The organism is Klebsiella sp. PL-2018 (assembly GCF_019048985.1).
Classification (GTDB): Bacteria; Pseudomonadota; Gammaproteobacteria; order Enterobacterales; family Enterobacteriaceae; genus Klebsiella; species Klebsiella michiganensis.
On the sequence record NZ_CP077673.1, the window covers coordinates 5,768,590 to 5,788,866 of the forward strand.

Here is a 20,277-nt window from a genome sequence, read left to right on the forward strand (position 1 = left end):
AAACTAGGAAAATTTGTGAGCCAAATCTAATTAACACGTCCTTTGACTGACAGATCTTGACGGTTATCACAGTTCTGTTTTTTATAAATGGAAACCGGTTTCCGTCTGATATCAAATCATCCACGCAATAACTTTTTACATTTTGAGGACGATCGTCGATGTACAAGATTATGCTGTGCTGCTCTGCCGGAATGTCCACCAGCCTGTTGGTCAGAAAGATGGTTGATGCCGCGAAGGAACGTAACCTGCCGGTGCAGATTGACGCCTACGGAGTTTCCGAATTTGACATGCAGTTTCCGCAATACCAGGTGGTGCTTCTTGGACCACAGGTGAAATACATGCTGAAAAACTTAGCTGAGAAAGCCGCTCCCCTGAATATTCCGGTCCAGCCGATTAACGCCATGGATTACGGAATGCAGCGGGGAGACAACGTCCTGGATTATGCCCTGTCGCTGATTGAAGCGCATTAAGAGGTGTGCAAATGAGTTCTCTGTATCAGTCCATGATTGCCGCGATCGAGCAATCAATTACCCCGCTGGCAGGACGCCTTGGGCAGCAGAAATACGTTATCGCGATTCGCGATGGTTTCACTGCCGCATTGCCGTTTATGATCATCGGCTCATTCATGCTGGTATTTATCTTTCCGCCTTTTTCCCCGGATACCACTAACGGTTTCGCCCGCGGCTGGCTGGACTTCTCCCAGCAGTATCGCGAACAGCTGATGCTGCCGTTTAACCTCAGCATGGGCGTGATGACGTTCTTTATTTCGGTAGGGATCGGCGCCAGCCTGGGACGCCAGTTCCAGCTCGACCCGGTGATGTCCGGTCTGCTGGCGTTTATGGCTTTCTTACTGGTTGCCGCGCCGTACGCCGATGGCAAAATCTCCACCCAGTACCTCTCTGGTCAGGGTATTTTTACCGCCTTGATCACCGCCATCTATTCCACTCGCGTTTACGCCTGGCTAAAGCAGAACAACATTACGATTCGCCTGCCGAAAGAAGTGCCGACCGGCGTTGCGCGTTCGTTTGAAATCCTTATCCCGGTGCTGGTGGTGATCGCGACCCTGCATCCGCTGAATCTGTTTATCGAAGCGCAGACCGGTATGATCCTGCCGCAGGCGATTATGCATCTGCTGGAGCCTCTGGTTTCCGCCTCTGACTCCCTGCCGGCGATCCTGCTTTCCGTCCTGATGTGCCAGATCTTCTGGTTCGCCGGGATCCACGGCTCGCTGATCGTGACCGGCATTATGAACCCCTTCTGGATGGCCAACCTGTCGGCGAACCAGGCAGCGCTGGCGGCCGGTGCGGCTCTGCCGCATGTCTATCTGCAGGGTTTCTGGGACCACTACCTGCTGATTGGCGGCGTCGGCTCCACGCTTCCGCTGGCGTTCCTGCTGCTGCGTAGCCGCGTCACCCACCTGCGCACCATTGGCAAAATGGGTATCGTACCGAGCTTCTTTAATATCAATGAACCGATTCTGTTCGGCGCGCCGATTATCATGAACCCGATGATGTTTATCCCGTTCGTCTTTGTGCCGATGATTAACGCCGTTCTGGCTTACGGGGCGACGCGCCTCGGCTGGCTCAGCCAGGTCGTTTCGCTGACGCCGTGGACGACGCCGGCGCCTATCGGCGCATCATGGGCTGCAAACTGGACGCTAAGCCCGGTGGTGATGTGTTTAATTTGCATGGTGATGTCGGCGGTAATCTACCTGCCCTTCCTGCGCGCCTATGAACGTTCGTTAATGAAAACTGAAGTTGAAAAAGCAAAAGCCGCAGTGCCGGTTGCCGAAACGGTCAGCCAATAATTAATCTCTATATTTAATATTATATTTAAAATGACGGCATAAATAATGTGGAAAAGGGACTTTCACTGCATTATTTAAAGAATAAAGTTAATGACCTCAGGATCTATCATGATTGAATTAGAAGAAGCGGTAATGGAAATTATCGTTAATGCGGGCCAGTCACGCTCATTATGTTTTGAAGCGCTCCATTGCGCCCGCAACGGTAATATAGATGAAGCGCGCTTGCTTCTGAATGAAGCCGATGGCTACGCCCGCCGGGCGCACCAGATGCAGACCCGGCTTATCGAGCAGGACGCTGGCGAAGCGCGCCAGCCGATGACGTTAATTATGGTCCATGCTCAGGATCACTTAATGAATTCACTGCTCGCCCGTGAATTTTCGGAAGAGTTAATTCATTTATACCAGCGTTAATTTATATCAATATTTAGCAACTGTACCCGAACTAAATATACCAGCTTATCCTGGCGGGATAGCTATTATCTAAATATATCCGTCATATTTCAAGCTGCATGTACGTTGGCTGCGCTCGCTTACCCGAATCACTTACCAAAGTAAGCTCATCGGGATTCACTCCCTTGCCGCCTTCCTGCAACTCGAACTATTTAGGATATATATAAATTATTAAAAGCGAGATAATGATGAAAACTGTAAAAATGCTGCCATTAACCATGGCGGTCGTCGCCGCGCTGTGCCCAATTTCCGTATTCGCACAAGAATTTACTCAGGAACAGATCGACGCCATTGTGGCGAAAGCCGTCGATAAAGCCCTGGCCGAACGCCAGGCGAAAATCGACGCCGCGGCTGATAAAAAAGTGGATGTTATCACCAACCCGCAGACCACCGCGGCCACGCCGGATATGGCGATCCCCTTCGGCCTGAAGTTCAGCGGCTACGCCCGCTACGGCGCGCAGTTCCAGACCGGCGATCAGAAGTTTGTCGGCGTGGATGGCTCCTATAACGGCGCTTCGGCGATCGGCCGTTTAGGCAACGAAGGCAACGGCGGCGAATTCCAGATAACCAAAGCCTTCAAGAGCAGTAAAGGCGCTATCTGGGATATCAACGTCATGTTTGACCACTGGAGCGATGAAGTTAACCTGAAAAAAGCCTACGTCGGCGTCACCAACGTGCTGGAGTCTAACCCCAACGCCTATCTCTGGGCCGGCCGCGACTTCCATCAGCGCCCGCAACAGGGGATCAACGACTACTTCTGGATGAACCACGACGGCCAGGGCGCCGGGGTGAAGAACTTTGATATCGGCGGCGTGCAGTTTGACGTGGCGGGAGTGTCGCAGGTGGAGTCCTGTAGCCCGGAAGTGATGGCCGACGAGGCCAACCCGTCGCGCATCACCTGTACCGGCGGCTCCGGTACCGGCGATAACGGCCACTACGCCCTGACCACCAAAACCCACAACATCAAGGCCGGGCCGATCGACGTTGAGGTTTACGCCAACTACGGTTTCGATTCGAAAGCGGTGGACAGCGACGAACGTCTCGACGCCTGGCAGGGCGGGCTGGTGCTGAGCCACACCAACGACAGCGGCGTCAATAAAGTGATCCTGCGCTACTCCGACAACTCGGATAACAGCGTCTACAACAAAACCGATGACCTGACCGCGATTTACGCCAGCTTTGAAGGGCTGCATAAATTCACCCGGCAGGCGCAGATCGAATATCTGCTGGCCTTCCACGACTATGACAACGGCAAGGACAACACCGATAACCGTAAAAACTACGGCGCCATTGTCCGTCCGATGTACTTCTGGAACGATGTGCACTCCACCTGGCTGGAAGCGTGCTACCAGCGCGTCGATTACGACCAGGGCGGCGATAACCACGGCTGGAAGCTGACGCTGTCGCAGAACATCGCCATCGGTATGGGGCCGGAGTTCCGCCCGATGCTGCGCTTCTACGTGACCGGCGGCCAGGTGGATAACAAGCGCACCGCGAAGGTCAATGGCACCAAAGACGAACAGCTGGATTCGCTGAACGTCGGCGGCATGTTTGAGGCGTGGTTCTAAGAGAGTGAAACCATCCCGGGTCGCGGCGTCAGAGCCCGATCCGGGAACGTCTTCCCGGAGGCCACGCTGTACGCCTGTCCGTACAGGGCCACCTCCCGTGGTGCTGTTGGGACACCGGGCTAAGTTGCGTTCATATATCCGGCTGCTCATCTGATATCGTCGTATCGGGCCATGATGTGTTCTGCGCACCGGTTTCCTTTTATGTTAGCGGTTTTGCTTCGCAGGACCTTCGGACAGGCCGGATTTTACGGTATCGTTTACGGAGCATCGCTTAACCGAAGACCCGTGAACCATGGCAATCTTCTCCGCGACTCAGCACAGCCCATGCGATTCGCACATTCTTGCTCGCCAGTGCTACCGGAGGATAACGCGCACACTTCCGACCTGTTAGAAAAAATATGACCAGCCCCAGCCGTAAAATCATCTTCAAAGCTTGTAACCGCGAAAAATGCCCCTATTTCATGGCGAAATGACCACGTGATTTTAACCATGGAGGAAACTGCCGATGTCACCCCGTACACACCGCCAGCTCATCAGCGTTGAAGTGATGTGGCCTGCTCAAACGCTACCGCTTCCCCTGCAACAGGTAGTAGAAGCCTTGAATCAGGGTGAAACACCCGATCAAATTATCATCCGTATCAAGTAGGCAGCCTGACGGCTGCGACTTGTTATGGCCTTCGGCGACTGTTATAACTTCAGCTCCCACTTCTTCTGTGAAATGATTATGCTTCCCCGCTTCGCCGATATCTTTCAGCAAGGCAACCGCTGGCTTAGCTGGTTTCACAAACAGCCTGAAGGTTCTGTTCGTCCCGCTGTCATTGAGGCCGTCACTAAAATCATGGCCTGCGGCACCACGCTCATGGGATACACCTGCTGGCGCTGTCCTGACCCCGGATGTGGCCACTCAAAAAAGTCTGCTTCCGCTGTAAAAGCCGCTCCTGCCCCCACTGCGGCGTAAAAGCAGGCGAAGTCTGGATACAGTATCTTCTCGCCCTGGTGCCCGACGGTGAATGGCAGCATATCACCTTCACTGTCCCCTGTGACTTCTGGCCCCTGATATACCATAACCGCTGGCTGCTCGCCGAAATGAGCCGCCTCGCGGCCGATGTTATCCTGGAAACCGGCCGACGCGGCGACTTTCTGCCGGGCTGCTTCAGCGTCATCCATACCTGGGGGCGCGACCAGCAGTGGCATCCGCATATTCACCTTTCCACAACGGCCGGCGGGATTACTGACACCAGTACCTGGAAGAAAGTGCAGTTTTACGCCCGTAACGTGATGCCGATGTGGCGCTGGCGTATCACTGACCTGCTGCGCCGGGAATTCTGGCGGCTGGAGATACCGGCAACCCTGGCTGCAGAAAGTCGCTGCAGGCAGGACTGGAATCGCTTTCTGGACCGGCACTACAGAAGAAAATGGAATGTGCGGGTGTCGAAGGTGATGGACAACGCCACGCACGTGGCGATGTACTTCGGGGCTTACCTTAAGAAGCCCCCGGTGTCGATGAGCCGGCTGGAGCACTACGCCGGGCGGGATGATATTATCATGCGCTACCGCAGTCACCGGACAAAGCAGGAGGAGACGCTGACGCTGAGCGGGGATGAGTTTATGGAACGCTTTTCCTGGCATGTGCCGGAGAAACGGTTCCGGATGGTGCGGTATTACGGTTTTCTGAGTCCGTCAAAGCGGGCCGTGCTGGAAGTCGTGTATCTGTTAACAGAGACGCAGCGTAAAACGGCGCGGAAGGTGACATGGCGGGGGCTGTACCAGCGGCTGCTGAAAGTGGACCCACTGGCGTGCATTTTGTGCGGGAAGATAATGTGTTTCGGCGGGCTGAAACGGGGGCAGCGGCTTGCGGAACTGATGGCCCGGCATGAGCAGCTGGCGCAGATGAAAATGTGCGGTTAGGCGCGGATGCAGGGAAGATCCGTCCACAGCGCAGGGAAAGTTTAAAAGACGGTCAGTTAATCGATATCACCGATAAATGAGCGATTACTGATTGAAGCAAACAATCACCAGACCTCCGTCAGCGCTGGCCGGGAGTCAAAAATGGTGGTTGTTTGTTGTTCAGTTTCAGGTTTTAATTCCTATCAATGAACATAATAAGCGCGAATTTAGTGGCGCAGGTACGGGAACTGGCTGGAAAACATTTAATATCGGACTGAATTGCGACCAAAATGCTCGGATTAATGTGCGCATTGATGCTACGGCAGACAGCGACGCAGGCGTACCCGGCATTATAAAACTCGACAGCGATCCAGCAAATGCCAGCGGTGTTGGCGTTCAGCTCTGGTATCGCAATGAAAACAGCCCGGTGCAGTTTGGTCAGGATCGCTATTACTGGACCTCATCAACGGGCGGCAACGAAATTATTCAGCTGCAGGCGAGATATTACCAGACGACACAGGGCGTAACGGCCGGGAAAGCGAATGCAACGGCGACATTCACATTGACCTATAAATAAATCATCGGGGTCATGATATGAAAGAAATTTTATGTTTCCTGGCACTGGTAGTGTCACCGGCCGCCTGCGCCAGTTGTTCATTTTACAGTGGTGTTTCCGGGGAAGTAACGGGCTATTTGAACTTTGGTAATATAGTTATTCAGCGTGATGTACCGGTCGGCAGCATACTTGCGACAGCAGTAACAGGGGCTTATAACAACAATAACCCCATCGCAGGATGCACCCGGGAGGCCTGGACCGCACGCTGGGAGATGACGAAATGGGGGACGCTGAGCGGATATGGCAGCAACGTTTATAAGACCAATCTACCCGGCGTCGGCCTATGGCTAAGCTCCACGGTTTCGGGAAGAATATTGCCCTTCGAGGGTCGTTACCCATACAACGCCAGCGGCTCATGGGCGACGCTTCCCGGTGACGGTATCAAAGGAGAGCTTATCAAAATCGGGAATATTACCAGCGGCACTTTAGCTAATGGCATGCTGGCGCGTGCTTCGGTGGTGAACAAATTTTATTTTGCCAATATCACGCTGAATGGGACGAATACCGTCACTGCTGCCGCTTGCACGGTGACGGCATCAAGTGTGAATGTCCCACTGGGCGACTACGGCAAAGGGGTATTTACCCGGCAGGGAACAACCACTGCCTGGCATCCATTCAATATCGATCTTGTGTGTGATAAAAGCTCCAGTATTAATGTACAGTTTAATGCCGCCCAGGACCCCTCAAATATTGCCGGGGTTATGAAGCTGGATAACGCTGGCAGCAGCGATACGGCCACCGGTATAGGGATCCAGCTTTGGTACGTACCCAACGGAGGTAGGCCAGTACAGTTTGGTCAGCAAAGTCACTACTACACATCACCTTATGGTGGTCGCGAAAGGCTGCAAATGCAGGCTCGCTACTACCAGGTGGCACAGAAAGTTACTCCGGGTAAGGCTAATGCCACGGCAACATTTACACTGTCATATAAATAGAGCGCCAGTGTTTGTGTGAATAAGAATATGTGTCGCTTTCTGGCATATCTCAATGAGATTTTACGGAGGATCTTATTATGTCGACGAATGGACTACGTAGCTTATGTGTTGTTTTGCTAATTATGGTTTTTTTCTGGTCCTTCTTTGTTTGGGGAATAATTCTGCTATTTTAAAGAACAGAATGTTGTTTTATTATCTGGTATTAGATTGATATATAGCCTATAAGCCTGTATTCAGTAAATATCAATATCGGTTCTCTGAATTCTCACGTACTACTGAAATAACTATTATTTCACACATATTCGTTCATTAATACATTCGCTCCGATGGATTGTGACTCAATGCTTTCCGCCGCCTGAGCCCCCACTGGCTTAGGCGGTTTGCAAAAGGAGCCGGAGATTACCTCTGGCTCATCCGGCGGGCGATGCGTTCAAGCTTAATCATCAGCAGCAGCGTGACGCCCACCAGCACGATGGTCAGCGCCGAACCATCGGCAATATTGCCGCGATCGGTCAGGCTAAAAATCGTCACCGGCAGCGTTGTCCAGCCCGGCGGGTAGATCATCACCGTCGCGCCCAGCTCCCCCATCGATAGCGACAGGCTTAACGCCAGTGCCGAAATCATCCATGGCGTCATCAGCGGCAGCGTGACGTGGCGCAGACGATACCACGGCGATGCCCCGAGGCTGGAGGCGACGTTTTCAATATCGGCGGAAATCCGCGCCAGACCGGTGGAAACGTTGCTGAAGGTAAACGCGGAAATCAGCACGAAGTGCGCCGCCAGAACGATCCAAAAGGTGCCGTTCATCTGCAACGGTCCCTGGCTGAAGGCCACCAGAATGCCAAGACCCACAGAAACGGATGGGATGGCGCTTGGCAGATAGAACATCAGCCCAAGGTATTTTTGCAGCTTCGCACCGTACTGCCGCAGGGACAGCGCAGCCCACATGCCGCACAGCAGAGCGAACAAGCTGGCGCAAAACCCGACCATCAGACTGGAAAAGAGCGCATCCCACGCGGCGCCGCGAAACGCGTTAACAAAGTGTCCGAGGGTAAAGCCGGACGGCAGCAGGCCGTTCCACTGCTGGCTCAGGCTGGACATCAAAATCACCGCCAGCGGCAGGAAGAAAAACCCGGCAAACAGCGTCACCGCCAGCGCTCCCGCCGCCGTACGGCCTTTACGCGACCAAATCAACATCGTTATCTCCTCACGCCGGTACGCGCGGCGGCCAGCCGATAGAGCATAAACAGCCCCAGCGACAGCAGAATATTAATCAGCGCAATCATGCAGGCGACGCTGTAGTCCGACTCGAGAATAGCCTTGCTGTAGACCATCATCGGTAGAGTATTTACCCCTTTGGCGCCGATAAACAGCACGATGCCGAACTCGTTGGTGGTCAACAGCAGACACAGGCTGCCGCCCGCCATTAGCGCCGGCAGCACCGCCGGAAAAATCACCTGGCCGATAACCCGCAGCGGATGCGCGCCGAGGATGCTCGCCGCTTCAAGCTGGCTTTTATCAATCTGCCGCAGCCCGGCCATCAGCGGGCGCATCACCAGAGGGGTGAAGACGGTCATTTCCGCCAGTATGACTCCCTTAATCGAATAGAGAAAATCCACCGGCGGCAGTTCAAAAGCAAACAGCGACATCAGCGTCCCGTTCAGCAGACCGGCGGAGCCGTAAATAAAGGTGAAAGCCAGGGTGATGAGAAAGGTCGGCAGCGCAATAAAGGTATCAATTATCCGGCTAATCAGCTGGCTACCGGGAAACGGGATAAACACCAGAATCAGCGCCAGTACGCTGCCGAGCAGCAGGCAGCCTGATGTCGCGATAACCGCGATTTGCAAGGTATTGAGCAATGCGCTGAGAAAGCGCCGGGACTCCACCACCTGCCAGAAGGTTTCGAGGCCCAGATGACCCTCGGTATCGCGCAGCGCCTGTTCGCCGATGAGCAGCAGCGGGTAGAAAAACAGGGTCGCCAGCACCAGCAGCGGCGGCAGCAGCCACAGTAAGGGCCGCAGATGAACAGAGCGACGCGGGAGCGTTAAGATCTGCGACATTATGACACCTCAATCAGGACCGCATCGTTGGGTTCAAAATAGAGCGCCAGCCTGTCGCCCGCACGCGGCAGCGGGTTCACGTGGGTCATCACGATACGCACCGCCTCCCCCGCCACGTCGCATAGCAGATGGGTCAAATCGCCCTGCCAGTGCACGGAGGTCAGGATGGCGTTCAGCCGGTTGCTGGTGGCCGATCGCGGCGCGAGACTCATATGCTGCGGGCGAATACAGAGCAGCTTATTGTTGCCATGCTGGCCGCCGCGGCTGAACGCGGCGATCAATCCGCCGCCGCAGCTGACGCTGACCAGGCCAGGTCCCGCGGTATCTGTCAGCGCCGTCGCCTGCAGGATATTGGCACGTCCGAGAAACTCAGCGCTAAAACGATTAGGCGGATAGTGGTAAAGCTGATGGGTTTCGCCGTGGGCAATGAGCGAGCCGTCTTTCATGATGCCAATCTTGTCCGCCAGGGTCAGGGCTTCAGTCTGATCGTGGGTGACGTAGAGAATGGTCAGCTCCGGCAGTTCGCGGTGCAGACGTGCAATTTCCTCCACCATGTTGTGACGGATTTGCGCATCCAGCGCCGAGAGCGGCTCATCAAGCAGCAATACCCGCGGACGCACGGCGATGGCGCGGGCAATCGCGACGCGCTGCTGCTGGCCGCCGGAAAGCTGGTGCGGATAGCGGCTGGCGTAATCCGCCATGCCGACGATTTTCAGGGCTTCCTGAACCCGTTCAGCGATCTGCGCTTTGGGCTGTTTCTGCGCCCGCAGGCCGAAGGCGACGTTATCTTCTACTTTCATGTGCGGAAACAGGGCGTAGTTTTGAACCACCATACCAAGGCCGCGTTGATACGGCGGCAGATGGGTGATATCCGTGTCGCCAAGCAAAATTCGACCACCGGCAGGCTGCACAAAACCGGCTATCGCCCGCAGCACCGTGGTTTTCCCGGAGCCCGAAGGGCCGATCAGCGCCAGCACCTCACCGGGTTCAATGGTTAATGTCAGCGGCTTCAGCACCACGTTGCCGTGATAAGAAACGCGCAGCGCGTCGAGAGTAATTCCGGACGTCCCCGCCAGCGACGGGGTGGGGGCAACGGTCGTTTTCATTAACATCACGCTTACTCGCTGTCCGTCACTTTATGCCAGCGGGCAATATCCGCCGACAGCGAAACCGCAACGTCGTCCCAGTTGGGTTCCCAGCTTTTCACGCCGTTAAGCGCCGCTTTCGCCGCTTTAAAGTTAGCGTCTTCCGGCGTCACGTCGCTGCGCACCGGCAGGCCCCAGGAGAGCGCGCTGACGCTGGACTGAGCGGATTTATCGAGCAGGAAGTTAATCAGCTTTTTACCGTTTTCGCCGTTCGGACCGTTCTGCACCAGGCCGATGGTATAGGGCAGCGCCAGCGCGCTGCGTTCGCCTTGCGCGTCCGCTGGCCAGAAGATTTGCACATTCGGATTACGCGCCATCTGCGACAGGTTCATTTGCAGATCGCCGTTAGCGATGTACAGCTCGCCTTTATTGACCAGCGCGGTCAACTTACCGGTGGAAGCAGACGGACCAACGTTATTGGCCTGGAGCTTACCGAGATAATCGAACCCCGCCTCTTTGCTCCCCATGCTGTGAAACGCCTGTAGCATGACCGCCGTACCGTCACCCGCCTGCCCCGGCGTCGAGTACTGCAGTTTGTTCCTGAAGCGGCTATCGAGCAGATCCTGCCAGCTGGCCGGTGCGGTTTTCAGCAGCTTACTGTTATAGATAAAGGTCAGATAGTTATTCACCAGCGGCGAGTAGCGGTCGTGTACGCCCGGGATCCGGGCGCTGTCCTGCGGCTGAAATTCGGCCAACAGCTGTTCTTTCGCGGCACGCTGGATAAACGGCGGCACCGTCACCAGCACATCGGCCTGAGGGTTGGTGCGCTCTTTTGCCAGGCGTTCAACAATCGCCCCGGAACCGCCTTCCACGTACTGCACCTTGATGCCCGTTGCTTTGGTGAAAGTGGCGAACTGGTGCTGGTACCAGCTGTTATCACCATCGTGCAGGCCGTCAGCGGAGTAAACCGTGACGATGCCATCTGCCCAGACCGGAGAGCTGGTCAGCGCGAACAGGGACAGCAGGGCAAGTCGGGAGAGTTTCATCGTATATGCCTCATCGGGTAGTTAGTCATTCTGGTGTAGACCAGATTGTTTTTCACGCTACCCGGGGTTTATGACAAAACGATGAATGAAGTGTGGCGAAAGGATGACGCCGGAGCAGAAGACTCCCTCCCGGAGGCGGCGCTTGACGCGCCTGTCCGGGCTACTCGTCCGCAGTCAGCGGTAAACCCGTAGCCCGGTCAGCGCAGCGCCACCGGGACGCCCGGCGCACACGCATTCAATACCTGGGCTTATCCCGGAGGCGGCGCTTGACGCGCCTGTCCGGGCTACCCGTCCGCAGACGGCGGTGAACCCGTAGCCCGGGTAAGGCGCCAGCCGCAACCCGGGAAAACGCTCGGGCAGGACCAATAAAATCAATGGGTATCGACTTCAATACGCAGGCTGTCGTGGCGCCAGTACTCGATATCGTAATCGAGAATTCGCCCGTGCTGATCGTAGTTGAGGCGGCGCAAGAGCAGCGCCGGCCGCCCTTCCATCACCCCCAGGGCTTCCGCGGCCTGGGGCGGCATTGAGGTGGGCCAGAACGACAGATGCATACTGGTATATATCAGGTCATAGTGGGTCTGATAAATTTCGGTCAGGCTGCCGTTTAAATCATGGCGCAGCAGTTCCGGAACCCTGGCCGGCAGGCAGTGATTTTCACAGTAGCAGATTGCCCGCCCGTCAGCATGGCGCAGTCGGGTGAGCAGGTAGATCTGGTCGAACGGCTGCAGCGCCAGCGGCGCCATAACGTCCAGCGGAACGGCGGCCAGACGACCGTCGAGCAGCACCGTTTTCGGCTCCCGCCCCTGTTCCAGGCACAGCTTGTGGAAGTTGGTATTCTGCGTCGGATCCAACCACAAGCGCTCCGGCGTAACAAACCAGCCGCGGCGGTCGGCGCGATAAATCACGCCGCTGGACTCAAGCTGCGCCAGGCTCTCACGCACCGTAATACGCGTGGTGTTGAACAGCGCGCACAGCTCGCGCTCGGACGGCAGCTTATCGCCGCTCTTCAACGCGCCGTTTTGAATACGCGCCTGAAGCTGCGCCTTGATCAGCAGATACTGTGGCGTCTCGCCAGAGGGTGATTTCATGTTCGCTCGCGGCCAAATTTGATGCGCTCATTATACATAACCAGATGAATTTTTTGTTGCAGCGCTACTTTCCCTTTGACCTTTTCGGGGCACGATCGTCATTATAAAAAACATCTGGTATAGACCAAATGGTGAAAACAATGACTTCGCGTAATTATCTGCTGCTGACGCCCGGACCGCTAACCACTTCCCGTACGGTAAAAGAGGCGATGCTGTTCGATAGCTGTACCTGGGACGACGACTACAATCTCGGCGTCGTTCAGGTCATTCGCCAACGGCTGGTGGAACTGGCGACGCCCGCTAACGGCTACACCTCAGTGCTGCTGCAAGGCAGCGGCAGCTACGCGGTTGAAGCGGTGCTCGGTAGCGCGATCGGCGCGCAGGGGAAAGTGCTGATTATCAGCAACGGCGCCTACGGCGCGCGCATGATCGAGATGGCGAAACTGATGTGCATTGCGCACCATCCCTACGACTGCGGCGAAGTGGCGCGGCCGGACGCGGCGGCGATCGAACGGATCCTGCAAACCGACCCGGCGATCACCCATATCGCCATGGTGCATAGCGAAACCACGACCGGCATGCTCAACCCGATCGAAGAGGTCGCCGCGCTGGCGAAACGTTACGACAAACGCTACATCGTCGATGCCATGAGCAGCTTCGGCGGCATTCCCATGGACGTCGCCGCCCTGAATATCGATTATCTGATCAGCTCCGCCAACAAATGCATTCAGGGTGTGCCGGGCTTTGCCTTCGTCATTGCCCGGGAGGCGGAACTGGCAAACTGCCAGGGCCGCTCGCGCTCGCTGTCGCTGGATCTGTACGCCCAGTGGCGCTGCATGGAGGATAACCACGGCAAGTGGCGCTTCACCTCACCGACCCATACCGTGCTGGCCTTTGCCCAGGCGCTGAAGGAGCTGGCGGAGGAAGGCGGCGTGCGCGCACGTCATCAGCGTTACAGCACGAACCAGCGGCGTCTGGTGGCGGGAATGCGTACGCTAGGCTTTCAGCCGCTGCTCGACGATAGCCTGCACTCGCCGATCATCACCGCGTTTTACTCCCCGGATGCGCCGCAGTATCGCTTTAAGGATTTCTACCAGCGGCTTAAAGTGCAGGGTTTCGTGATCTATCCGGGCAAGGTGTCGCAAAGCGACTGCTTCCGTATCGGCAACATCGGCGAAGTGTACGACGCCGACATCACCGCCCTGCTGGCGGCCATCAAAAACGCCATGTACTGGCAATGCTAAGGAACCGTCATGAACCGTATTAACGCCGTTATTCTTGATTGGGCAGGCACCACCGTCGACTTTGGCTCCTTCGCGCCGACGCAGATTTTCGTTGAGGCCTTCCGTCAGGCTTTTGCCGTGGAGATTACGCTCGAAGAAGCCAGGGTGCCGATGGGTCTCGGCAAATGGCAGCATATTGAAGCGCTGGGGAAACTGCCCGCCGTGGACGCCCGCTGGCAGGCGAAGTTTGGCCGGGCGATGAACGCTGCCGATATCGACGCGATCTATGCTGCTTTTATGCCGCTGCAGATTGCCAAAGTTGTCGATTTTTCTGCGCCGATCGCCGGGGTTGTCGACACCATTGCCGCGCTGCGCGCCGAAGGCATAAAAATTGGCTCCTGTTCCGGCTATCCGCGTCCGGTGATGGAAAAGCTGGCGCCGGCCGCCGCCGCGCAGGGCTATGCGCCTGACCACTGGGTGGCGACGGACGACCTCGCCGTCGGGGGGCGGCCAGGCCCGTGGATGGCGTTACAGAACGTCATTGTCCTCGGCATCGACTCGGTAGCCCACTGCGTCAAGGTTGATGATTCCGCTCCCGGCATTACCGAAGGATTAAACGCCGGAATGTGGAGCGTGGGTCTGGCGGTTTCCGGTAACGAATTCGGCGCCAGCTGGGAGGAATATCAGCAGATGAGCGCCGAAGAGATCGCCGCCCGCCGCGAGCACGCCGCCGGGAAGCTGTACGCCGCCGGGGCGCACTATGTGGTAGATACGCTGGCGGATTTGCCGGGCGTGATTGCCGACATCAACCGTCGTCTGGCGCAGGGCGAACGCCCGTAGTTTTATTGACGATTCGCCTGACTGCGGCCCCATTACACTCGTACTTTCGTCGCCACCAGCAGGCCGGTCAGCAGCATCAACGTACCGGAGAGGACCAGCGGCGAGAGCAGACCAAGGTGATCCAGCGCCACGCCGCCAACCGCGGCGCCGCAGGTGTTGGCCAGCTGGATCACCGCCACCTGAATCGACCCGGCTTTCTCCGCCTGATCGGACAGGGAGCGGGTGATCCACGTTGACCAGCCAACCGGTATCAACGCGAAGGCAAAGCCCCAGATAACGGCAACCGTCGACGCCACGATTTTACTCTCCCCCCACAGTACCAGCACCGCCGCGCTGATGGCCAGCACCACCGGGGCAACCGCCAGCGCCGCTTTCACCGATCTTTTGAGCAGTATCGAAGAGAGCGAGGTGCCGACGAAGCTGGCGATGCCGAAGCTCAACAGCACCAGCGTCAGGCCGTCAACGTCAAAGCCCGCCAGAGTCATATACACCGGGCGAATATAGGTAAAGAAGGCGAACTGGCCGGCGAAGGCCATAAAAATGGCGCACATCCCGGCCATCACGCCGGGGCGCTTTAGCAGGCCGAACATATTTTGCTGCGCCGAGGTCGACTCGCCCGGCAGAGACGGCAGCGCCTTCAGCACCCAAATCGTACAGACCACCCCCATCACCGCGGCGCCGTTAAAGACGTTACGCCAGCCGATAATCCCACCGAGAAAGCTGCCCAGCGGCGCGGCGATCACCAGCGCTATCGATACCGCGCCAAAAATAACCGACAGGGCTTTGGGCACCACGCGCATCGGCACCAGCCGCATGGTGAGCGACGCCGACATAGCCCAAAAGCCGCCCAGCGCCAGCCCGAGGCAGGCGCGGCCGAGCAGCAATAACGCAAAGCTGTTAGCAAAAGAGACCAGCAGGCAGGAAAGGGTCAGCAGAACCGAAAACAGAATCACCACGTAGCGGCGATCGGTACTGCGGATAATCGAGGTGATAAACAGGCTGGCAAACATCGCCACGAACGCCGTGGTGGTGACCGACTGTCCGGCAACCCCTTCGGAGATGCCTAAATCCTGCGCCATCGGCGTGAGCAGGCTTACCGGCAGGAACTCAACGGTAATCAGGCAGGCCACGCAGAAGGCCACCGCAAAAACCGCCGACCAGTTGGGTCGCGCCGACTGATGAGCCTGTGGCGTAGAGGCATTCGAAGGAGTCATAAGTTACCTGCATGGTTGAACACGGGGAAGCCGCGCAGTGTAACATTTTAAATGTGACGAATTTAACGTTTTGACAACTTTTCAGGCCTTGCAAAGCTCCTGCGTAGCTGCTCGCATAACCGGAAAATCACGTTCTTAGGTATTTCAGAACAGTAAGAGGAAGAAATAACATAGCACTTGGTGCTATATTTATGGTTACAGGATGTCAGCCAATGCGTGTTTTTAAAACGAAATGGTTTACCAGGGAAGCCCGGGCCCATGCGATTGATGATGGCGAACTCTGCAAAGCGATTGAAGCCACTCTCCAGGGAAAAGCAGATAACCTTGGTGGCGGTGTTTACAAAAAACGCCTCAATAAAAATCGCGATCGCGCAATTATTCTGGCAAAGGGCGCTGAGCATTGGTTTTACACATTTTTATACGCCAAACAGGATATCGCCAATATCGATAACCGAGAACTCGCGGCGTTCCGTGAGTTAGCCAGGCATTATTCCCTTCTCAGCGAGGAGAAAATGGCGGCATTGGTTAAGAGAAAAGAATTGGTGGAGATTTGTCATGACTGCAAAAACTAAATTCAAAAGCCCCGCCTTTGAAGCTATCCATAGCGCTGCAGCAGGTTTATACAGTGTTGATGCGATCGCGCAGGAGACAATGCGCAGCTTTGATGAAACATGCATCAGCCGCGTAAGCGATTTCCAACCTGGTGAAATTAAGGCTCTACGTGACCAACTCAACGTCAGTCAGCCGGTTTTTGCCCGCTATCTGAACACCAGCGTTTCCACAGTCCAAAAATGGGAAAGCGGGGCAAAACGCCCCGGTGGGCTGGCACTGAAATTACTCACCATCGTGCAAAAACATGGGTTAGAGGTACTGGCATGATGGCTTTGTTGCGATGACTTATGCACCGGTGGCCTCATCGGCGTGACGTTTAACGAAGCCAACAGTGCACCGGAAAGTGATATCAGTGCAGCCAGTGGACGCCATCCTCCGGCAAAAACAGCGCGTTATAGCGCTCCTGCAAAGCGTGCAGGTCGCTCACTTCCGGCTCCAGCTCGCGAAGAAAACCTTGTGCCAGGCGGATTTGCGCTTCGGTAATCGGCGCCGCGAGGCGGGACTTTTTCATCAGCCGATACCAGTAATGCAGGTTCTGCTCGCTGCCGTCGACGATAGCGACCTGCCAGACCAGCAGCACCTGCGCGGCATTTTGCAAATGTGCTTCATTCGGCCGCTCCAGGTAGCGCAGATACTCGTTGCCGGCGGTTTTTCCCAGCTGATCGATCATCGATTCCAGCGGTACCGGCGTAATGCCTAATCGTTCGCTCAGACGGCGAATCGCACGGCGTGAATCAGAGGTAAGTACCCGAAATCCCACAACAAATACCACTATCAGCGTGGCCAGTCCTAACCAGATCATGCATCCTCTCATTCAATCGCAGCCCCACTATCATAATGGGAAATTGCCCGCTGTCGACAGCCGGACGTACCAGAATGTGACTTATCGCGACACCGTATCGCTATCATCAAACCGCCCGGCAAGAGGCATAAAAAAGCCCGGCGCAGGGGCCGGGCAACGTGACTCACACCCAATGACTCAGGCAGTCTGCAACGTTTGCGTCTTTTTCTGACGGCGGATTTTACGTTCTTCAAATACCGCGACGATGGCCATCAGGCAGATGCAGCCAATCGCCGCCGCATCCAGCGCCGCAAAGGTGCCCGCCCAGCCGGTGAGGCCGAAAATCGGCGTACCGTCGGCAATCATCCCGAGGCCCAGCTTGGCGAAGCTGTCGCCGATCAGATAGGCGAAGGTGCCCTTGATCCCGTCGGCAGCACCAATCGCCTTTTTCGGCACGAAACCTACCGCGGCAACGCCGATCAGCAGCTGCGGGCCAAACACCAGGAAGCCCAGCGCAAACAGCGAGGCGAGATAAACGTACTGGTTACTGGCGTGCTGATAAACCCCCAGCGTGGCGATAATCAGCGCCAGCGCAATGCAGGCCACCAGAGCGCGACGACCGTTTGCCAGATCCGACAGCCAGCCCCACAGCAGCGTGCCGACCAGCGCGCCCACTTCAAACAGGGTAAAGCCCTGAATCGCCACCTCTTTGGAGAGCTTCAGCTCCTGGAAAGCGTAAACGGTGGACCACTGGTCGATACCGATGCGCACCACGTACAGGAAGATATTGGAGAAGCACAGCAGCCAGATGACTTTGTTCTTCAGTACGTACTCGACGAAGATCTGCCATTTGGTCATGGCGTTCTCTTCCGTCTCTTTATCCTCTTCGCTGATCTCTTCGCCAAACAGCTCTTCGGCGTTACCGAGACCGTAGGATTCCGGGGAGTCGCTGCCGAAGCGCAGGCCGATAAAACCGACGATCAGCGCGATAATCGACGGGAAGATAAACATCCCGATCACGTGGCCGTCGAACAGGTAGTTGGCGCCAAACAGCGCTACGCCCGCCGCGCCGGCGCCGCCGAGGTTGTGAGAAATATTCCAGAAGCCGAGGAAGGTGCCGCGCTTACGGCGAGGCGTCCACTTGGTAATAGTCGAATAGCTGCATGAGCCGCCGGTGCTCTGGAAAAAGCCGCTCAGAGCGTAGAAGGCGATCATCAGGAACAGGCTGGTCGACCCTGCACCCATGCTGGCGCTGAAGCCAAGCATACAGATGGCCGAAAGGATCAGCATAAACGGTAGAAACTGCTTGGTGTTCTTACCGTCTGCGTAGTAAGAAACCAGCGTTTTACCCACGCCGTAGGTGATTGAGAATCCGAGACCGATCATCCCCAGCTGCGTCATGCTCAACCCGTAGGTGGAGATCATGTCGTTCTGCGCGATGTTAAAGTTTTTGCGGATCAGGTACATGGTCAGATAGCCGATGAAAACCACCAGATACGACTGCATGAACGGTTTGAACCACATTTTGCGCCGCGCTTCGAGCGGCAGGTCCAGGGTTGGCTTACGCACCTGGTTTAAGAAGGCCAGCATGATTGGGTGACTCCTGAGCTGATTTAGTACCTGCGAATGGCAGGCATTGTAAAAATCAGCCGGGAGACTCGCCTGAGACAGCGTCCAGGCGAAACCGGGAAAATTTCTTAGTTTTACGCCCTTCGGCGAAGAAAGGTGAAGTGGGTCACGCTTCTCGCGGCGCCTGGGCGTTTAAAAACGGCAGCAGCAGCAGGGCGGAAATACCGGCGGCAATGGCGATAACCACGAAAAAACCGCTCCAGTGCCAGATTTCCATCACCTGCGCCAGCGGCCAGCCGGAGAGCGATGCGCCAAGATAGGCAAACAGGCCAACAAAGCCGGTTGCCGCCCCCGCCGCCTCTTTGTGCGAGCACTCCGCCGCCGCCATGCCGATCAGCATCTGTGGGCCAAAAACGAAAAAGCCGGTCGTGAAGAAGCAGGCCGCCTGCATCACGTAGCTGGCGAACGGCATCAGCCAGAGGCCGCCCACCGACAGCAAAATACCGGCGGCGAAAATCAGGTTCATCGGCCCGCGGTTGCCGTTAAACAGTTTATCCGAGCCCCAGCCCGCCACCAGCGCGCCGATAAAGCCGCCCACCTCGAACATGGTGACCGCCGAATTCGCCGTGACCAGATCGACGCCGAGCGTTTCCGACATATACAGGTTGCCCCAGTCGTTAATCGCCGCGCGCACCACGTACACCAGCACGTAGCACAGCGAGAGCAGCCAGATATAGGGATTCAGCAGCACGTATTTGGTGAGGATCTCTTTACGGGTCAGGCCAGCCCCTTCCTGCTGCTGGGCAATCTCCAGTTCATCGTGCCGCCAGTCGCCTACGGCGGGCAGCCCTACCGCCTGCGGCCGGTCGCGCAGCCGCCAGCAGAGAAACAGCCCGGCGAGGATCGCCAGCATGCCGGCAATCATCATCCCCGTTCGCCAACCGTAGTGCAGCGCCGCCGCGCCAACCACCATCGGGATCAGCGCCCCGCCGACGTTATGCGCCGTATTCCACAGCGCCCACCAGCCGCCGCGTTCGGTGCGCGAATACCAGGTCGTCAGCAAACGGGCGCACACCGGCGAGCCCCAGCCCTGGAAGAAGGCGTTCAGCGCCCACAGCAGCGCGAAGGCCCACAGCGAAGTGGAAAAGCCAAACAGAATATTCACCACGCCGGTAGCGACCAAACCGATGCCCATAAAATAGCGGGCGTTAGAGCGGTCGCTGACGATACCGGAGAAAAATTTCGACAGCCCGTAGGTGATGTAGAACAGCGTTGCCAGCAGGCCGATATCGCTGCGCGTCAGCACGTTGCTGGCGAGGATTTCCGGCACGGCGGCGTTAAAGCTTTTACGCGTAAAATAAAACAGCGCATAGCCCAGCCAGATGGTCAGCAGAATATGCCGACGCCAGTAGCGGTAGCGCGCGTCCAGCGCCGGTTTGTCGGTAATCGGCGGAGCAGCGGGCGGGGATTTCAAAAAGGCAAACATCGTCGCT

Annotated in this window: 20 protein-coding genes and 1 pseudogene; 11 read left to right on the forward strand and 10 right to left on the reverse strand. The window is 56.5% G+C overall.

The genetic code is table 11. From position 1 onward, the window contains the following. The first annotated feature begins 158 nt into the window (after nucleotides 1–158). The 4 genes from MKleb_RS27230 (at nucleotide 159) to MKleb_RS27245 (ending at nucleotide 3,825) form a co-directional block, all read left to right on the forward strand. Entirely contained in the window at nucleotides 159–470 is a 312-nt protein-coding gene (locus MKleb_RS27230; RefSeq protein WP_014227304.1) for a PTS sugar transporter subunit IIB, read from the forward strand. An 11-nt stretch (nucleotides 471–481) separates the two neighbouring features. After that, on the forward strand, nucleotides 482–1,807 hold the full coding sequence (locus tag MKleb_RS27235; protein WP_014227305.1) for a PTS sugar transporter subunit IIC: 1,326 nt from the start codon (nucleotides 482–484) through the stop codon (nucleotides 1,805–1,807). A gap of 108 nt (nucleotides 1,808–1,915) precedes the next feature. Then, the gene (locus tag MKleb_RS27240; RefSeq protein ID WP_217076377.1) at nucleotides 1,916–2,218 is read left to right on the forward strand and encodes a PTS lactose/cellobiose transporter subunit IIA; all 303 of its coding nucleotides are present in this window, start codon (nucleotides 1,916–1,918) and stop codon (nucleotides 2,216–2,218) included. 227 nt (nucleotides 2,219–2,445) lie between these two features. Next, nucleotides 2,446–3,825: a carbohydrate porin gene (locus tag MKleb_RS27245; RefSeq protein WP_217076783.1), complete on the forward strand. Its 1,380-nt coding sequence runs from the start codon at nucleotides 2,446–2,448 to the stop codon at nucleotides 3,823–3,825. A gap of 565 nt (nucleotides 3,826–4,390) precedes the next feature. On the opposite strand, the gene MKleb_RS27250 is transcribed toward MKleb_RS27245, so the two are convergent. Further along, the gene (locus MKleb_RS27250) at nucleotides 4,391–4,609 is read right to left on the reverse strand and encodes a hypothetical protein (protein WP_217076784.1); all 219 of its coding nucleotides are present in this window, start codon (nucleotides 4,607–4,609) and stop codon (nucleotides 4,391–4,393) included. Between MKleb_RS27250 and MKleb_RS27255 the strand changes: the two are divergent. The 3 genes and pseudogenes from MKleb_RS27255 (at nucleotide 4,550) to MKleb_RS27265 (ending at nucleotide 7,263) form a co-directional block, all read left to right on the forward strand. Beyond that, nucleotides 4,550–5,733 (forward strand): annotated as a pseudogene (locus MKleb_RS27255) (IS91 family transposase). The gene MKleb_RS27250 and the pseudogene MKleb_RS27255 sit on opposite strands and share 60 nt — an antisense overlap. Before the next feature lie 91 nt (nucleotides 5,734–5,824). Next, nucleotides 5,825–6,289 carry a fimbrial protein gene (locus MKleb_RS27260; protein WP_228740771.1) on the forward strand — a complete coding sequence of 155 codons (465 nt, stop codon included), beginning with the start codon at nucleotides 5,825–5,827 and terminating at the stop codon, nucleotides 6,287–6,289. 17 nt (nucleotides 6,290–6,306) lie between these two features. Further along, on the forward strand, nucleotides 6,307–7,263 hold the full coding sequence (locus tag MKleb_RS27265; RefSeq protein ID WP_217076379.1) for a fimbrial protein: 957 nt from the start codon (nucleotides 6,307–6,309) through the stop codon (nucleotides 7,261–7,263). A 399-nt stretch (nucleotides 7,264–7,662) separates the two neighbouring features. Here the strand turns inward: MKleb_RS27265 and phnV are convergent, their stop codons facing one another. The 5 genes from phnV to phnR form a co-directional block, all read right to left on the reverse strand. Next, nucleotides 7,663–8,460, reverse strand: a complete 798-nt coding sequence (phnV, locus tag MKleb_RS27270; protein ID WP_025107577.1) for a 2-aminoethylphosphonate ABC transport system, membrane component PhnV — start codon at nucleotides 8,458–8,460, stop codon at nucleotides 7,663–7,665. A gap of 2 nt (nucleotides 8,461–8,462) precedes the next feature. Continuing rightward, a complete protein-coding gene (gene phnU, locus MKleb_RS27275) occupies nucleotides 8,463–9,323 on the reverse strand; it encodes a 2-aminoethylphosphonate ABC transporter permease subunit (protein WP_025107576.1) in 861 nt (286 codons plus the stop codon). Further along, on the reverse strand, nucleotides 9,323–10,435 hold the full coding sequence (phnT, locus tag MKleb_RS27280; RefSeq protein WP_014227307.1) for a 2-aminoethylphosphonate ABC transport system ATP-binding subunit PhnT: 1,113 nt from the start codon (nucleotides 10,433–10,435) through the stop codon (nucleotides 9,323–9,325). Before phnT ends, phnU begins: the two co-directional genes overlap by 1 nt. Before the next feature lie 5 nt (nucleotides 10,436–10,440). Then, on the reverse strand, nucleotides 10,441–11,454 hold the full coding sequence (gene phnS, locus MKleb_RS27285) for a 2-aminoethylphosphonate ABC transporter substrate-binding protein (protein WP_025107575.1): 1,014 nt from the start codon (nucleotides 11,452–11,454) through the stop codon (nucleotides 10,441–10,443). 371 nt (nucleotides 11,455–11,825) lie between these two features. Further along, nucleotides 11,826–12,545 (reverse strand): phosphonate utilization transcriptional regulator PhnR, encoded by a 720-nt coding sequence (phnR, locus tag MKleb_RS27290; RefSeq protein ID WP_009653851.1) that lies wholly within the window; start codon nucleotides 12,543–12,545, stop codon nucleotides 11,826–11,828. Nucleotides 12,546–12,685: 140 nt separating this feature from the next. On the opposite strand from phnR, the gene phnW reads away from it, so the two are divergent. Continuing rightward, nucleotides 12,686–13,789, forward strand: a complete 1,104-nt coding sequence (gene phnW, locus MKleb_RS27295; RefSeq protein ID WP_025107574.1) for a 2-aminoethylphosphonate--pyruvate transaminase — start codon at nucleotides 12,686–12,688, stop codon at nucleotides 13,787–13,789. A 9-nt stretch (nucleotides 13,790–13,798) separates the two neighbouring features. Further along, a complete protein-coding gene (gene phnX / locus MKleb_RS27300; RefSeq protein ID WP_004855618.1) occupies nucleotides 13,799–14,608 on the forward strand; it encodes a phosphonoacetaldehyde hydrolase in 810 nt (269 codons plus the stop codon). Nucleotides 14,609–14,640: 32 nt separating this feature from the next. Here phnX and nepI read toward each other — a convergent pair whose 3' ends face one another. Next, nucleotides 14,641–15,822, reverse strand: a complete 1,182-nt coding sequence (gene nepI, locus MKleb_RS27305; RefSeq protein WP_025107573.1) for a purine ribonucleoside efflux pump NepI — start codon at nucleotides 15,820–15,822, stop codon at nucleotides 14,641–14,643. A 212-nt stretch (nucleotides 15,823–16,034) separates the two neighbouring features. Between nepI and MKleb_RS27310 the strand changes: the two genes are divergently transcribed. Then, nucleotides 16,035–16,394, forward strand: a complete 360-nt coding sequence (locus MKleb_RS27310) for a type II toxin-antitoxin system RelE/ParE family toxin (protein WP_025107572.1) — start codon at nucleotides 16,035–16,037, stop codon at nucleotides 16,392–16,394. Then, nucleotides 16,378–16,701 carry a helix-turn-helix domain-containing protein gene (locus tag MKleb_RS27315; protein WP_004126838.1) on the forward strand — a complete coding sequence of 108 codons (324 nt, stop codon included), beginning with the start codon at nucleotides 16,378–16,380 and terminating at the stop codon, nucleotides 16,699–16,701. Before MKleb_RS27310 ends, MKleb_RS27315 begins: the two co-directional genes overlap by 17 nt. Nucleotides 16,702–16,783: 82 nt before the next feature. Here MKleb_RS27315 and MKleb_RS27320 read toward each other — a convergent pair whose 3' ends face one another. The 3 genes from MKleb_RS27320 to MKleb_RS27330 form a co-directional block, all read right to left on the reverse strand. Further along, on the reverse strand, nucleotides 16,784–17,236 hold the full coding sequence (locus MKleb_RS27320) for a DUF1198 domain-containing protein (protein WP_025107571.1): 453 nt from the start codon (nucleotides 17,234–17,236) through the stop codon (nucleotides 16,784–16,786). Nucleotides 17,237–17,413: 177 nt separating this feature from the next. Then, on the reverse strand, nucleotides 17,414–18,805 hold the full coding sequence (gene uhpT / locus MKleb_RS27325) for a hexose-6-phosphate:phosphate antiporter (RefSeq protein WP_004107098.1): 1,392 nt from the start codon (nucleotides 18,803–18,805) through the stop codon (nucleotides 17,414–17,416). Between the two features lie 145 nt (nucleotides 18,806–18,950). Continuing rightward, nucleotides 18,951–20,270, reverse strand: a complete 1,320-nt coding sequence (locus tag MKleb_RS27330) for an MFS transporter (RefSeq protein WP_014227316.1) — start codon at nucleotides 20,268–20,270, stop codon at nucleotides 18,951–18,953. Nucleotides 20,271–20,277 lie beyond the last annotated feature (7 nt).